General features: G+C 73.1%; 14 protein-coding genes. 8 read left to right on the top strand and 6 right to left on the bottom strand.

Features of this window, described 5'->3' with window-relative positions; genetic code table 11:
- Window positions 1–76: 76 nt before the first annotated feature.
- Window positions 77–1,249, top strand: coding sequence for an acyl-CoA dehydrogenase family protein (locus AB0E14_RS28915; RefSeq protein ID WP_362424429.1), 1,173 nt, complete (start codon window positions 77–79; stop codon window positions 1,247–1,249).
- Here the strand turns inward: AB0E14_RS28915 and AB0E14_RS28910 are convergent.
- Entirely contained in the window at window positions 1,212–1,517 is a 306-nt protein-coding gene (locus AB0E14_RS28910) for a hypothetical protein (protein ID WP_362424426.1), read from the bottom strand. The genes AB0E14_RS28915 and AB0E14_RS28910 overlap by 38 nt on opposite strands.
- A gap of 191 nt (window positions 1,518–1,708) precedes the next feature.
- On the opposite strand from AB0E14_RS28910, the gene AB0E14_RS28905 reads away from it, so the two are divergent.
- A complete protein-coding gene (locus AB0E14_RS28905) occupies window positions 1,709–2,830 on the top strand; it encodes a hypothetical protein (RefSeq protein ID WP_362424423.1) in 1,122 nt (373 codons plus the stop codon).
- Window positions 2,831–2,999: 169 nt separating this feature from the next.
- The gene (locus AB0E14_RS28900) at window positions 3,000–4,091 is read left to right on the top strand and encodes a phosphotransferase family protein (protein WP_362424420.1); all 1,092 of its coding nucleotides are present in this window, start codon (window positions 3,000–3,002) and stop codon (window positions 4,089–4,091) included.
- Between the two features lie 6 nt (window positions 4,092–4,097).
- On the opposite strand, the gene AB0E14_RS28895 is transcribed toward AB0E14_RS28900, so the two are convergent.
- Window positions 4,098–4,466 (bottom strand): hypothetical protein, encoded by a 369-nt coding sequence (locus tag AB0E14_RS28895; RefSeq protein WP_362424417.1) that lies wholly within the window; start codon window positions 4,464–4,466, stop codon window positions 4,098–4,100.
- A 204-nt stretch (window positions 4,467–4,670) separates the two neighbouring features.
- On the opposite strand from AB0E14_RS28895, the gene AB0E14_RS28890 reads away from it, so the two are divergent.
- The 4 genes from AB0E14_RS28890 to fxsA all read left to right on the top strand — a co-directional run bounded on the left by AB0E14_RS28890 (window position 4,671) and on the right by fxsA (window position 8,742).
- Complete coding sequence (locus AB0E14_RS28890; protein WP_361968103.1) at window positions 4,671–5,111, top strand: Lrp/AsnC family transcriptional regulator; 441 nt, start codon at window positions 4,671–4,673, stop codon at window positions 5,109–5,111.
- Between the two features lie 67 nt (window positions 5,112–5,178).
- Window positions 5,179–6,804 (top strand): amidohydrolase, encoded by a 1,626-nt coding sequence (locus tag AB0E14_RS28885; RefSeq protein WP_362424414.1) that lies wholly within the window; start codon window positions 5,179–5,181, stop codon window positions 6,802–6,804.
- 488 nt (window positions 6,805–7,292) lie between these two features.
- Window positions 7,293–8,072: a polyprenol monophosphomannose synthase gene (locus AB0E14_RS28880; RefSeq protein WP_362424410.1), complete on the top strand. Its 780-nt coding sequence runs from the start codon at window positions 7,293–7,295 to the stop codon at window positions 8,070–8,072.
- A gap of 70 nt (window positions 8,073–8,142) precedes the next feature.
- Window positions 8,143–8,742 carry an FxsA family membrane protein gene (gene fxsA, locus AB0E14_RS28875; RefSeq protein WP_362424407.1) on the top strand — a complete coding sequence of 200 codons (600 nt, stop codon included), beginning with the start codon at window positions 8,143–8,145 and terminating at the stop codon, window positions 8,740–8,742.
- Window positions 8,743–8,860: 118 nt separating this feature from the next.
- On the opposite strand, the gene AB0E14_RS28870 is transcribed toward fxsA, so the two are convergent.
- The 4 genes from AB0E14_RS28870 to AB0E14_RS28855 all read right to left on the bottom strand — a co-directional run bounded on the left by AB0E14_RS28870 (window position 8,861) and on the right by AB0E14_RS28855 (window position 12,338).
- Window positions 8,861–9,235 carry an RNA polymerase-binding protein RbpA gene (locus tag AB0E14_RS28870; RefSeq protein ID WP_026278069.1) on the bottom strand — a complete coding sequence of 125 codons (375 nt, stop codon included), beginning with the start codon at window positions 9,233–9,235 and terminating at the stop codon, window positions 8,861–8,863.
- Window positions 9,236–9,490: 255 nt separating this feature from the next.
- Window positions 9,491–10,855 (bottom strand): MFS transporter, encoded by a 1,365-nt coding sequence (locus AB0E14_RS28865; RefSeq protein ID WP_362424404.1) that lies wholly within the window; start codon window positions 10,853–10,855, stop codon window positions 9,491–9,493.
- Between the two features lie 41 nt (window positions 10,856–10,896).
- Window positions 10,897–11,661: a glycerophosphodiester phosphodiesterase family protein gene (locus AB0E14_RS28860; protein WP_362424401.1), complete on the bottom strand. Its 765-nt coding sequence runs from the start codon at window positions 11,659–11,661 to the stop codon at window positions 10,897–10,899.
- Entirely contained in the window at window positions 11,658–12,338 is a 681-nt protein-coding gene (locus AB0E14_RS28855; protein WP_362424398.1) for a hypothetical protein, read from the bottom strand. Before AB0E14_RS28855 ends, AB0E14_RS28860 begins: the two co-directional genes overlap by 4 nt.
- A gap of 101 nt (window positions 12,339–12,439) precedes the next feature.
- Here AB0E14_RS28855 and AB0E14_RS28850 point away from each other — a divergent pair, with 101 nt between their 5' ends.
- Complete coding sequence (locus AB0E14_RS28850; protein ID WP_362424395.1) at window positions 12,440–13,939, top strand: PLP-dependent aminotransferase family protein; 1,500 nt, start codon at window positions 12,440–12,442, stop codon at window positions 13,937–13,939.
- Window positions 13,940–13,985 lie beyond the last annotated feature (46 nt).

Here is a 13,985-nt window from a genome sequence, read left to right as displayed (position 1 = left end):
GGGCAGCATCGGCGCAGCAGTGACCACCGGTGGCGCCGCGCGCAGGTGCGGCGCCCGACGGGGAGGAGTGCGCCGTATGCCCGACCGCGTCCCGCAGGGAGTGGACCGCCGGCTGCCGACCGAGGAGGCCGGGGAGCTGCTCGCCCTGGTCCGGGAGATCGCCGAGCGGGAGATCGCCCCCCGCGCCGCCGAGGAGGAGGCCGCCGGCCGCTTCCCGCGCGAGCTGTTCTCGCTGCTCTCCTCCTCCGGCCTGCTCGGCCTCCCGTACGACTCCGCCTACGGCGGCGGGGACCAGCCCTACGAGGTGTACCTCCAGGTCCTCGAAGAGCTGGCCGCCGCCCGCCTCACCGTCGGGCTCGGGGTCAGCGTGCACTCGCTCTCCTGCCACGCGCTGGCGAACTTCGGTACGGACGAACAGCGGGCCGCCCACCTCCCGGCGATGCTCGGCGGCGGCCTCCTCGGCGCGTACTGCCTCTCCGAACCGGCCTCCGGTTCCGACGCGGCCTCGCTGCGGACGAAGGCGGAGCGGGACGGCGAGGACTGGGTGCTCACCGGCACCAAGGCGTGGATCACGCACGGCCCGATCGCCGACTTCCTCACGGTCATGGCCCGCACGGGCGGGGAGGGCGCCAAGGGGATCACCGCCTTCCTCGTCCCGGGGGACGCCGAGGGGCTCGGCGCGGCCCCGCCCGAGCGGAAGATGGGGATGAAGGGCTCGCCCACCGCCCAGCTCCACCTCGACGGGGTGCGCGTCCCCGACGCGCGGCGGATCGGCGAGGAGGGGCAGGGGTTCGCCATCGCGCTCTCCGCCCTGGACTCGGGGCGCCTCGGGATCGCGGCGTGCGCGGTGGGCGTCGCCCAGGCGGCGCTGGACGTCGCGGTGGCGTACGCCCGCGAGCGGCGGCAGTTCGGCCGGCCGATCGCCGACTTCCAGGGGCTCCGCTTCCTGCTCGCCGACATGGCGACCCGGATCGAGGCGGGTCGTGCCCTCTACCTGGAGGCGGCGCGGCTGCGCGACGAGGGGCGCCCCTTCGGGCGCGCGGCGGCCATGGCGAAGCTCTTCTGCTCGGACGCGGCGATGCAGGTCACGACGGACGCGGTGCAGGTCCTCGGCGGCTACGGCTACACGGCGGACTTCCCGGCGGAGCGGTACATGCGCGAGGCGAAGGTGCTGCAGATCGTCGAGGGGACCAATCAGATTCAGCGGATGGTCATCGCGCGCCACCTGGTCGGCCCGGAGTCCCGCTGACCAGGGTCCCGCTGACCCCGCTCACGCGCACGGTCCGGTCCGCCCACACCGGGGCGGCGGTCAGCCGGTTCCACTCCTGGTCGGCCCGGCCCGGCAGGGTCCGGCCGTTGCTCGCCCACTGGTGGAGCATCGCCCGGTAGATGGGCGGGTCCGCGAGGTGCGGGGGCGCCGGTGCCGGCACGGGCGGCCGGGGAACCGATTCTTCAAAGCGCGGCTCGGCGAGTCTCCGCCGCCCGGTGCCGATGGGGGCCGTGTACAGCGTGGTCATGCCGTGCCCAACGCGCCCCGCCCGGCGCGGGTCACCGGCGGGCCGATTCGAGGAGTCGTTCGACGGCTACCCGGCGGCCCGGCCCGCGCGGGGCGGGCGCGGGGCGCGGCCGATCGGGTCCCGCACGGCTCTGGCTTCCGACCGGGATTCTGACTTACCGTCAGATCCCGCTGTCGACCAGGAGGTCACACGTGTCAGACGACCGGCCCGTACCGCTCGACGAGTACCCCGTGCACCAGGCCCCGCTCTCGATGAAGCACCACGTCAGCGGCGACCGCAACGTCTACGACCGGTGCATCTTCCACGTCTTCGACCACGAGGGCCGCGCCCTGCTCATCGCCGGACTCGGCGTCTACCCCAACACCGGGGTCGTGGACGCCTACGCGACCCTGCGCACCGGCGACCGCCTGCACGCCGTCCGCGCCTCCGACGCCCTCGGCGACGACCGGATGAACCTCGCCGTCGGCCCGCTGCGCATCACGGTCGACGAACCCCTGAAGACGCTGAGCCTGCGCTGCGAGCCCGACCCGGCCGACCCCGACGCGCTCTCCTTCGACCTCACCTGGACCGGCGACTTCCCCCCGGTCTGGGAGCCGCACCACACCCAGCGCCGCGGCGACCGGCTCACCCTCGAGGGCCGCCGCTTCGTCCAGGCCGGTCACTGCACCGGCACCGTCCGGGCGGGCGGCGAGGAGTTCGCCGTCACGGCGGGGGAGTGGACCGGCACCCGCGACCGCAGCTGGGGCGTACGGCCCATCCCCGGTGAGGAGCCCGGCCGCGCCGACGAGTTCCGGCCCGAGGGCTTCCACTGGCTCTGGATACCCATGCGCTTCGAGGACCGCTTCCTCATGGTCATCGCCCAGGAGGACGCCGACGGCTACCGCACCCTCAACGAGGCCCTGCTGGTGCGGAACGGGCAGCGCGACGCCCAGCTCGGCTGGCCCCGTACCGACATCACGTACCGCCCCGGCACGCGTACCCCCGAACGGGCCGTCGTCCATCTCGCCGACCCGTCCGGGAAGCCCCTGGAGGTCGACGTCGAGATCCTCGCCTCCTCCCCGCTCGCCGTCGGCGCGGGCTACCCGCCCGCCACGGACTGGCAGCACGGCACCTGGCAGGGCCGCGCGTGGACCGACCGCCGGGTCTACGACCTCTCCGACCCCGCCGCACACCCCATGGCGGCCTTCGGCGTCACCGACCACGCGGCCCGCTTCACCCTCGAAGGCCGCACCGGCTACGGGATCTTCGAGCACGGCTCCTTCGGCCGCCACGACCCGAGCGGCTTCGCGGACTACACCTCCACGGCCGACTGAACCGGCTCCACGCCGACGGGCCCCTACCGCCGTCGATACCTGACCGCGCGCCCGCGCCCGTACCGCCGTCGAGCCGAACGCGCGCCCGCGCCCGTTCCGCCGTCGACCGCGACGCGCGCCCGCGCCGCCCGCCCCGCGCCCCATCACCGACGACCGCCGAGGAGCGTCCATGGCCACCGCCCCCCGCCCGCGCACCAGCACCCGCGACCCCGAGGAGCTGGGCCGCCGGCTCACCGACTGGCTCGAACCCCGGCTCCCGGGAGCCCGCGTCACCGGGCTCGCCGTGCCCGGGTCCAACGGCATGTCCAGCGAGACCCTGCTCTTCGACATCGACCACCCCGACGCCCCCGTACGCGGCTGCGCCCTGCGGCTCGCCGCCGACCCCGCCGCGTACACGATCTTTCCGGTCTACGACATGGAACGGCAGCACCGGGTCATGCGCCTGGTCGGGGAGCACACCGACATCCCCGTCCCGCGCGTCCTCTGGCTGGAGAGCGACCCGGAGCCGCTCGGCGCCCCGTTCTTCGTGATGGCCCGCGCCGAGGGGCGCGTACCGCCGGACGTCATGCCCTACACGTACGAGGGGAACTGGCTGCACGCCGCCACCGACGCCGAACGCGCCCTCCTGGAGGCCGAGTCCGTCTCCGTCCTCGCCCGGCTGCACGACCAGTTCCCCACCGAGGAGGCCGAGTTCCTGCTGCCCGACGGCACCGGCAGCCCGCTGCGACGCCATGTCGACGCCCAACGCGCCTACTACGCCTGGGTGGTGAAGGGCCTCGCGCCGTCCCCGCTCATCGAGTCGGCCTTCGACTGGCTGGAGGCGCACTGGCCCGCCGACGAGGGGCCCGCCGTCCTCAACTGGGGCGACGCGCGCATCGGGAACATCGTCTACGACGGCTTCCGGCCCGCCGCCGTCCTCGACTGGGAGATGGCCGGCTGTGCCCCGCGCGAGGTCGACCTCGGCTGGACCGTCTATCTCCACCGCTTCTTCCAGGACCTGACCGTCAGTTTCGGCCAGCCGGGCCTTCCGGGCTTCCTGCGGCGCGAGGCGATCGAGCGGCGGTACGCCTCGCTCACCGGACACACACCGCGCGCCATGGAGTTCCACACCCTCTACGCGGCGCTGCGGCACGCGATCGTGATGCTCAGGGTCGCGTACCGCCAGGCGCACTTCGGAGAGGTCCAGGTGCCGGAGAATCCGGACAGCCTGATCCTGCACCACGCCACGCTCGCGGCGATGGTGCGGGGCGACTACTGGTAGGCGTCGTTACGCCGCGCGCCGCATCTGCGGCACCTTGATCGGACGCGAGCCCGGACCGCCGACGTGCGAGAAGGGCTGCGTGCGCCAGTCGAGCCCCTGGGGGAGCGTCAGCAGCAGCGCGGTGTCCTGCTCCTGGACGTCCAGCGTCTCGTCGGCGGGGCGCGCCTCCGACGCGGCCAGGCCGGTGCCGGAGCAGACCGTCAGCACGAACGGGTTCCAGGGCGTCGGGCACAGCGCGTGCTCCGGCAGCGTGTCCTCGTCCGCGAGCAGCGCGATCGGCTGGACACAGTCCGGGCAGATCACCCGGTACATCTCGAACGTGTCGTACGCGTCGAGCTCGTCGGTCGTCTCGACCGAATCAACAGGCTCCTGCATGGAGAATCTCCCCCTCGGGTGGGTCGACCGAAGTACGTATGGCCTCGACCACAGCAAGCAATTCCCATACGGCCAGGTGCATAACCGTGAGGTCTCGATCCAGCCGCCGACAAACCTGTGGCGTTCGTCACATGCCGCTCGCAGGTGCCCCGAGGATGCCACCCCCACTGTGCCGAAGGACCCCCGGGGCAATAGGTTGACCGCATGGAGGAGCTGGATCGTCAGATCGTCGAATTGCTCGTCAGGGACGGGCGCATGAGCTACACCGACCTGGGCAAGGCCACCGGCCTGTCCACCTCGGCCGTACATCAGCGCGTCCGCCGACTGGAGCAGCGCGGTGTCATCCGCGGCTATGCCGCCGTCGTCGACCCGGAGGCCGTCGGCCTGCCGCTGACCGCTTTCATCTCCGTCAAACCCTTCGACCCCAGTGCCCCGGACGACACCCCCGACCGGCTCGCCGACATCCCGGAGATCGAGGCCTGCCACAGCGTCGCGGGCGAGGAGAACTACATCCTGAAGGTGCGCGTCGCGACCCCGCTCGAACTGGAGCACCTGCTCACCCGGATCCGCTCCCAGGCGGGCGTCTCCAGCCGCACGACGGTCGTCCTGTCCACCCCGTACGAAGCCAGGCCGCCGCGCGTCTGACGCTCCCCGGCCTGGTGCCCGGCCCCGGCGTGCGGCCGGGCACCGCCGCGGCCCTAGCCTGGTCACCATGAGCGAGACCCGCATCGACACCGAGCACCGCACCGTCCTGCTGCGCGGCGGAGACGTCCACAGCCCCGCCGACCCCTTCGCCACCGCCATGGTGGTGGAGCGGGGGCACGTCGCCTGGGTGGGCTCGGAGGGGGCCGCCGACGCCTTCGCCTCCGGCGTGGACGAGGTCGTCGACCTCGAAGGCGCGCTCGTCACCCCCGCGTTCGTCGACGCCCATGTGCACACCACGGCCACCGGTCTCGCGCTCACCGGCCTCGACCTGTCCGCCGCCGCCTCGCTCGCCGAGGCCGCCGAGCTGATCCGCTCGTACGCCCGCTCCCGTCCCGCCGACCGGATCCTCATCGGTCACGGCTGGGACGCGGCGCGCTGGCCCGAGCGGCGCGCGCCGCGCCGCGACGAGCTGGACGAACTCACCGGCGGCCGGCCGCTCTACCTCACCCGGATCGACGTCCACTCGGCCGTCGTCACCACCGCCCTGCTCGACCTCGTCCCGGGCGTCCGCGACCGCGTCGGCTTCCGCGACGGCGAACCGCTGACCGGCGACGCCCACCACGCCGTCCGCGCCGCCGCCTACACGGCCCTCTCGCCCGCGCAGCGCACCGAGGCCCAGCGCGCGGCCCGCCGGCACGCCGCCTCGCTCGGCATCGGCACCCTCCACGAGTGCGGCGGCCCCGAGATCTCCTCCGAGGACGACTTCACCGGCCTCCTCGACCTCGCCCGCACCGAGTCCGGCCCCCGCGTCGTCGGCTACTGGGCCGACCTCGACGTCGAGCGGGCCCGCTCGCTCGGCGCCGTCGGCGCGGCGGGCGACCTCTTCGCCGACGGCTCGCTCGGCTCCCACACCGCCTGCCTGCACGACGCGTACGCCGACCACGCGGGCCACACCGGTGTCGCCCACCTCGACGCGGCAACCGTCGCGGCCCATGTCGTGGCCGCCACCGAGGCGGGGCTCCAGGCCGGCTTCCACGCCATCGGCGACGCCGCCGTCTCCGCCGTCGTCGACGGGGTCCGGGCCGCCGCCGAGAAGCTCGGCCTCGCCCGGATCCGGGCCGCCCGCCACCGCGTCGAGCACGCCGAGATGCTCACCCCCGAGACGATCGCGGCCTTCGCCGAACTCGGCCTGACCGCCTCCGTGCAGCCGGCCTTCGACGCGGCCTGGGGCGGCGAGGACGGCATGTACGCCGAGCGTCTCGGCGCCGAGCGGGCCCGCACCCTCAACCCGTACGCGGCCCTGCTGCGGGCCGGTGTGCCGCTGGCCTTCGGCTCGGACGGCCCGGTCACCCCCCTGGACCCCTGGGGCACCGTCCGGGCCGCCGCCTTCCACCGCACCCCCGAGCACCGGATCTCCGTCCGGGCCGCCTTCACCGCCCACACGCGGGGCGGCTGGAGGGCGATCGGGCGGGACGACGCCGGCACCCTCGTCCCGGGCGCCCCGGCCGACTACGCGATCTGGCGCGCCGACGAACTCGTGGTGCAGGCGCCGGACGACCGGGTGGCCCGCTGGTCGACCGATCCGCGCTCCGGGACGCCCGGTCTGCCCGATCTGACCCCCGGCGGCGAGCTGCCCGTCTGTCTGCGCACCGTGATCTTCGGACAAACGGTCTACGTACGGCCGAACGAGTGACGTCAGGACATTTCGTACCGCCGATCGATGATCAACCGGCCGGTCGACGACCTGCGGATCTTCCCCGCTGACCTGGCAGTATCAGTCATCTGTGCAGGTCAAGCGAGTGTTGACAGTGTCCGGCGGGGGGCGGGTAGGTTCTCCCGCGTCCACCAAGGGACGTCCGACCGGTTTCAAACCTCAGGTCCAGCACCCGCGCCTCGGGGGCGAGGGAAGGTTTTTTCCGGCGGAGGGTGCGACCCGGGTGGGGCCCGGACGTCCAGTAGACAACGGCTCTCGGTCGACCCGCAGCCAGCGGGTTCCAGGTCGGCCCGAAGGGCGCCGGGCCCCGATCCGCACGCCACGCGTGCCGCCGTCCGCGCCGCCCCGCAGAGCCGCCCCGCCGCGGCCCCGGAGGGTGCCCCGACGCGCGACCAGCCCCGCCGCGACCGACCCGCGAGACGGGCTCGCTATGGTGGGGGTTCGCGTATGTATCCGAAGGGGCAGTAGTGAACGACGGTGGCCAGAGGCGTTACGGCCCGCTCGGCAGAGCCTTGGTGATCATTCCGACCTACAACGAGGCGGAGAACATCAAGCCGATCGTCTCGCGCGTACGGGAAGCCGTACCGGAGGCGCACATCCTCGTCGCCGACGACAACAGCCCCGACGGCACGGGCAAGTTCGCCGACGAGATCGCCGCCGAGGACGACCACGTCCACGTGCTGCACCGCAAGGGCAAGGAAGGGCTCGGCGCCGCCTACCTGGCCGGCTTCCGCTGGGGCATCGAGCACGGCTACGGCGTCCTCGTCGAGATGGACGCCGACGGCTCGCACCAGCCCGAGGAGCTGCCCCGGCTGCTCACCGCCCTCAAGGGCGCCGACCTCGTGCTCGGCTCCCGCTGGGTCCCGGGCGGTCGCATCGTGAACTGGCCCAAGTCCCGCGAGTTCATCTCCCGCGGCGGCAGCCTCTACTCGCGCGTCATGCTCGACGTGCCGATCCGCGACGTCACCGGCGGCTACCGGGCCTTCCGCAAGGAGACCCTGGAGGGTCTGGGGCTCGAGGACGTGGCCTCGGCCGGCTACTGCTTCCAGGTCGACCTGGCCCGCCGCGCCGTCGCCGCCGGCTTCCACGTCGTGGAGGTCCCGATCACGTTCGTGGAGCGCGAGATCGGCGACTCCAAGATGAGCCGCAACATCGTCGTCGAGGCGCTGTGGCGGGTCACCGGCTGGGGTCTGACGGCCCGTGCGAACAAGGTCGGCAAGATGCTCGGACGGAAGTCCGGGAGCTGAACCAGGCCCTCCGGTCCCGCTGATCCGTTCTTTACGACGTTCCGGCGGGGCGCCAGGCACACTGGGGGGCATGACGACCGGCGCACCGCCTCCCCTCGCCCCCAAGCGCTCACGCGCGCGTACGTTCCTCCCGGCGGCCCTGGCCGTCTGGACGGTCCTGGAGATCTGGCTGCTCATCGTGGTGGCGGGCAAGGTCGGCGGGCTGACCGTGTTCGCCCTGCTGGTCGGCGGCGCCGTCCTCGGCGCCGTGGTCATCAAGCGGGCGGGCCGCCGCGCCTTCAAGAACCTCACCGAGACCTTCCAGCAGGCCCAGGCGGCGGCGCAGAACGGAGCCCCGCCGCCGGCCGCGGAGCGGACGGGCGCCCGCGACCGCAACGGCTTCCTGATGCTCGGCGGTCTGCTGCTCATGATCCCCGGCCTGATCTCCGACGCGGCCGGTCTGCTGCTGCTCCTCCCGCCCGTCCGCTCGGTCCTCGGTCGGTACGCGGACAAGGTCGCCGAGCGCCGGATGGCCGCGGCGCCGCCCGGCAGCCTCCAGGACGCCTTCCAGCAGGCGCGTATCCACCGCCCGGACGGCAAGGTCGTCCAGGGTGAGGTCATCCGCGAGGAGGCCCCTCAGGGCCCGGGACCGCGGCAGTCCCAGGACCCCCGCCCGCCGCTGACGCCGTAGCGGCCGAGCCGTGGGCGAAGCCCCCTGACGAGAAACGCCGAAGAGCAACGCCGAGGGGCCCGGTACACATGATGTGTACCGGGCCCCTCGGCGTTGCTCGGGCCGTGCCGTCCGTCCGTCAGGCGGACTTGCGGCTGTCGCGCGGATGCACGGCGATGTTCATGGCGCCGGAACGAAGGACCGCCAGCCTCTCGGCCAGCACCTCCTCCAGCTCCTCACGGGTGCGCCGCTCCATCAGCATGTCCCAGTGCGTACGCGCCGGCTTGCCCTTCTTCTCCTCGGGGCCGTCCCCGTCCACCAGGAGTGCCTGGCTGCCGCAGACCTTGCACTCCCACTCCGGCGGAATTTCCGCTTCCACAGAGAAGGGCATCTCAAAACGATGGCCCTTCTCGCATGCGTACTCCACGGCCTGGCGCGGGGCCAGATCGATGCCGCGGTCGGTCTCGTAGCTGGTCACCACGAGGCGCGTGCCGCGAAGAGCTCGCTCACTCATGAATCGTGCCTCCCGGGCTTGTCGCCCACAGGACAGGTGTCGCTGTCGTCGTCATCCGGTCAACGTCCGGTCGGCGGTAAAGATTCCCGTTCCGGGTCATGCGTCGCCCGTCGTGCCGCCCCTTGTTCTACCCACCAGTGCCCGGTTTGTCACATCTGGCAGCAGATGTCACCCAGCGTCTTCACCAAAGCAGCACGCAGTAACGGTCCGCCTGGCAGGCCAAAGGCGTACACTACCGGCCTTTCACTTCCGCGTCTAAATCCGCTCCGGAACCGGGTTGCCCGCGGCGGCCACGGCACGCCGTACCGGTACCCGCGCGAGCAGCAGAAAACCGGCCGCGAAGAAGATCACCAGGGAAATGATGGCATCCCGATAGCTGCCGGTCAGCTGATACGCGAGACCGAACACCAGCGGGCCCAGCCAACTCAGGCCCCGGTCGCTCATCTCGTAGGCCGAGAAGTACTCCGCCTCCTTGCCGCGCGGCACCAGATGTGAGAACAGCGAGCGCGACAGCGCCTGGCTGCCGCCGAGCACCAGACCGATCGCCGCCGCCAGACAGAAGAACGCCACCGGCGCGCCGGCGGGCAGGAAGTACCCGGCGGCCAGGATCAGCGTCCAGATCGCCAGCGACCCCAGGATCGTGCGCTTGGCGCCGTACGTCCGCGCGAGCCGGCCCATGCCGAGCGCACCGGCCACCGCGAGGACCTGGACGAGGAGCACCGCGGTGATCAGCGTCGTCTGGTCGAGGCCCAGCTCCTTGGAACCGTAGATCGACGCCTGCGAGATCACCGTCTGCACACCGTCGTTGTAGACGAGGTACGCGAGCAGGAAGGAGAGCGTCAGCGGGTGCCGGCGCATGTCCCGCAGCGTCGCCATCAGCTGCCGCCAGCCGCCGCCCACCGCGCCCTCGCCCTGCGGCTGCACCCGCCGGTCGCGCAGCCGCCGCAGCGGTACGAGGGTGAAGGCGCCCCACCACAGGCCCGCCGAGGCCAGGCAGATCCGCACCGCCTCGCCCTCGGTGAGCCCGAAGGACTCGTGCCCCGAGTACAGGACCAGGTTCAGGACGAGGACCAGGGCGCCCGAGGTGTAGCCGAAGGCCCAGCCCCGCGAGGAGACCGCGTCCCGTTCGTCCGGCTCGGCGATCTGCGGCAGATAGGCGTTGTAGAGCACCATCGAGACCGCGAGCGAGGCGTTCGCCACGATGAGCAGGAACGCGCCCAGCAGATACCGGTCACCGCTCAGGAAGAACATCGCCCCGGTCGCCGCCGCACCCGTGTAGGCCGCGGCGGCGAGCAGCGGCTTCTTGCGGCCGGTACGGTCCGCCACCGCGCCCACCAGCGGCATCACGAGCACGGCGACGATGATCGACGCGGAGACGGCGTACGCGAAGAGCGAGCCCGCCCGCACCGGCACGCCCAGGGGATGGACGAAGCCCTCCGCGTCGGCCGCCGCCTCGGCGACCGACGTCAGATACGGGCCGAGGAAGACCGTGACCACGCTCGTCGAGTAGACGGAGCAGGCGAAGTCGTAGAAGTACCAGCCGCGCTGTTCGCGTCTGCGGTCGGCAGGATCGGCCGGACCGGCGGCGGACCGGTCCGGTTCGGTGGTGTCGGCAGTCAAGACCGCGGCCCCCTCGTTCGTCCCCGTGGCGGGACGCGCGCTCAGACCCACACGCCCCGCTCGGTCAGGACTGTGCGCAGCGTCTCCAGATGATCGGTCATGATGCCATCGACTCCGAGATCCAGGAGAGCGTTCATCCGCTCCGGATCGTTGACCGTCCAGACGTGCACCTGGAGCCCCCGGGCGTGGGCCTCGCGGACGAAGCGGCGGTCCACGACCGGGATGCCGCCCTGGCTCTCCGGGACCTGTGCCGCGACGGCGCCCGCGCGGATCGCCGCCGGGATCCCGAGCGAGCGCAGCCGCAGCCCGAGGACGCCCTTGACGCCGTACGAGGTGGCGAGCCGCGGGCCCGCGAGGCGCTGCGCGCGGGCCACCCGGCTCTCGGTGAAGGAGCCGACGCAGACCCGGTCCCAGGCCCCGGTCCTGCGGATCAGGTCGACCAGCGGGGCCAGCGAGGACTCCGCTTTGAGGTCCACGTTCCAGCGGGCCTCGGGGAACTCCTCGAGCAGCTCCTCGAAGAGCGCCAGCGGCTCCTTGCCCGCCACGCGCGCCTCGCGGACCGCGTCCCAGGGAAGGTCGCGGATCCGGCCGGTGGTGTCGGTCACCCGGTCCAGCGTGGAGTCGTGGAAGGCGACCAGGGCGCCGTCCGCGGTGGTGTGCACATCGGTCTCGAAGTACCGGTAACCGGCCTCCGCGGCCCGCCGGAAGGCGGCCGCGGTGTTCTCCAGGCCGTCCGCCGTGCCGCCGCGGTGGGCGAACGGGATGGGGGACGGGTGGTCGAGGTAGGGGTGGCGTACGCGAGTCACGGCCGCAGTATCGCCTGTTCCGGTGTCCCGGAGGCGACGACGGCGCTGCTCGTGTCCTGCTCGGGGATGGCGAACCGGCGCAGGAAGAACTGCGCGAGAGGGCCGATGGACAGCGCGTACAGGACCGTGCCGACGCCGACGGAGCCGCCGAGCAGGAAGCCGGTGGCGACCACGGCCACCTCGATCGCCGTGCGCACGAGCCGGATCGAGCGGCCGGTGAGCCGGTGAAGGCCGGTCATCAGGCCGTCCCGGGGGCCGGGGCCGAAGCGGGCGGCGATGTAGAGGCCGGTCGCCACGCCGTTGAGGACGATGCCGAGGGCCAGGAGCGGGATCCGTACGGCGAAGGCCTGGACCTCGGGGACCAGGGCGAGGGTCCCGTCCATGGCCACCCCGATGACGAAGACGTTCGAGACCGTGCCCAGACCGGGCTTCTGGCGGATGGGGATCCACAGCAGCAGCACGGCCGCCCCGACGATGATCGAGACGACGCCGATGGTCAGCCCCGTCCGCTCGGCGAGACCCTGGTGGAGAACGCCCCACGGCTCCAGGCCGAGCCCGCCGCGCACGAGGAGCGCCGAGCTGATCCCGTACAGCGCGAGTCCGACGTACAGCTGCGTGAGCCGGCGGGGCAGATGGCGGGCGGCGAGCCGGCCGCGGAGGCCGGTGGCGATGGACAAGGTGGTGCCCCCTGTGCGGTGGTGGTGGACTGAGTCATGACACTCTGTGGGGAGCGATCGGATGCCAACCATGGCCAATTCGAGGAAGGTGGACTGATTCCATGGCTCAGTGGACCTCGGCCGTCGGGCCGGCTCAGCTCGCCCGGCAGCTCCAGGCGCAGCAGCCCCGCCCCGCCGGGCCGGGCACGCGCAAGCCGCCCGCCTACCGCGCCCTCGCCGACGGCATCCGCCTGCTCGTCCTGGAGGGCCGGGTGCCGGTCGCGGCCCGGCTGCCCGCCGAGCGCGAGCTCGCGGTCGCGCTGACGGTGAGCCGGACGACGGTGGCCGCCGCGTACGAGGCGCTGCGCGCCGAAGGGTTCCTGGAGTCGCGGCGCGGGGCCGGCAGCTGGACCGCCGTACCGGCCGGGAACCCGCTGCCCGCGCGCGGCCTCGAACCGCTGCCCCCGGAGTCGCTCGGCTCGATGATCGACCTCGGCTGCGCGGCGCTGCCCGCCCCCGAGCCGTGGCTGACCCGGAGCGTCCAGGGCGCCCTGGAGGAACTGCCGCCGTACGCCCACACCCACGGCGACTACCCGGCGGGGCTGCCCGCGCTGCGCCAGATGCTCGCCGACCGCTACACCGAGCGGGGCATCCCCACGATGCCCGAGCAGATCATGGTCACCACCGGTGCCATGGGCGCGATGGACGCGATCTGCCATCTGTTCGCGGGGCGCGGCGAGCGGATCGCCGTTGAGTCGCCCTCGTACGCCAACATCCTCCAGCTCATGCGCGCGGCGGGCGCCCGTCTGGTGTCCGTCGCCATGGCCGAGGGGCTGGCCGGCTGGGACCTGAACCGCTGGCGTCAGGTCCTTCGGGACGCGGCGCCCCGCCTGGCGTACGTCGTCGCGGACTTCCACAACCCGACCGGCGCCCTGGCCGACGAGGACCAGCGACGGCAGCTGGTGGACGCGGCCCGCTCGGCGGGCACGGTGCTCGTCGTCGACGAGACCATGTCCGAGCTGCACCTGGACGAGGGCCTGACGATGCCGCCGCCGGTCTGCTCCTTCGACCCGTCGGGTGCCACGGTGCTCACGGTCGGTTCGGCGAGCAAGGCCTTCTGGGCGGGCATGCGGATCGGCTGGGTCAGGGCCGCGCCCGACGTGATCCGTTCGCTGGTGGCCGCCCGGGCCTACGCGGACCTCGGGACCCCGGTCCTGGAACAGCTCGGCGTCAACTGGCTGATGCGGACCGGCGGCTGGGAGAAGGCCGTCTCGATCCGCCGTGCCCAGGCGCGCGAGAACCGCGACGCGCTGGTGGCGGCGGTGCGGGCGGAGCTGCCCGAGTGGGAGTTCCATGTCCCGGCCGGCGGCCTCACCCTCTGGGTCCGCACGGGCGGGCTCTCCGGCTCGCGGATCGCGGAGGTCGGCGAGCGGGTCGGGGTCCGGGTGCCCTCGGGGCCGCGCTTCGGCGTCGACGGTGCCTTCGAGGGGTACGTGCGCCTGCCGTTCACCGTCGGCGGCCCGGTCGCGGAGGAGGCCGCGGCCCGGCTGGCGGCGGCGGCCCGACTGGTGGAGTCGGGGGCGGGCACGGGCAACGAGCAGCCACGGGCGTTCGTGGCGTAGTGCGTGGAGACGGCGAAGGGCGCCCCCCCTCGGGGGCGCCCGTAGC

Origin of the sequence: Streptomyces sp. NPDC047981 (assembly GCF_040653315.1) — a bacterium.
GTDB lineage: Bacteria > Actinomycetota > Actinomycetes > Streptomycetales > Streptomycetaceae > Streptomyces.
This window is presented reverse-complemented; position numbering and strand designations above follow the sequence as displayed.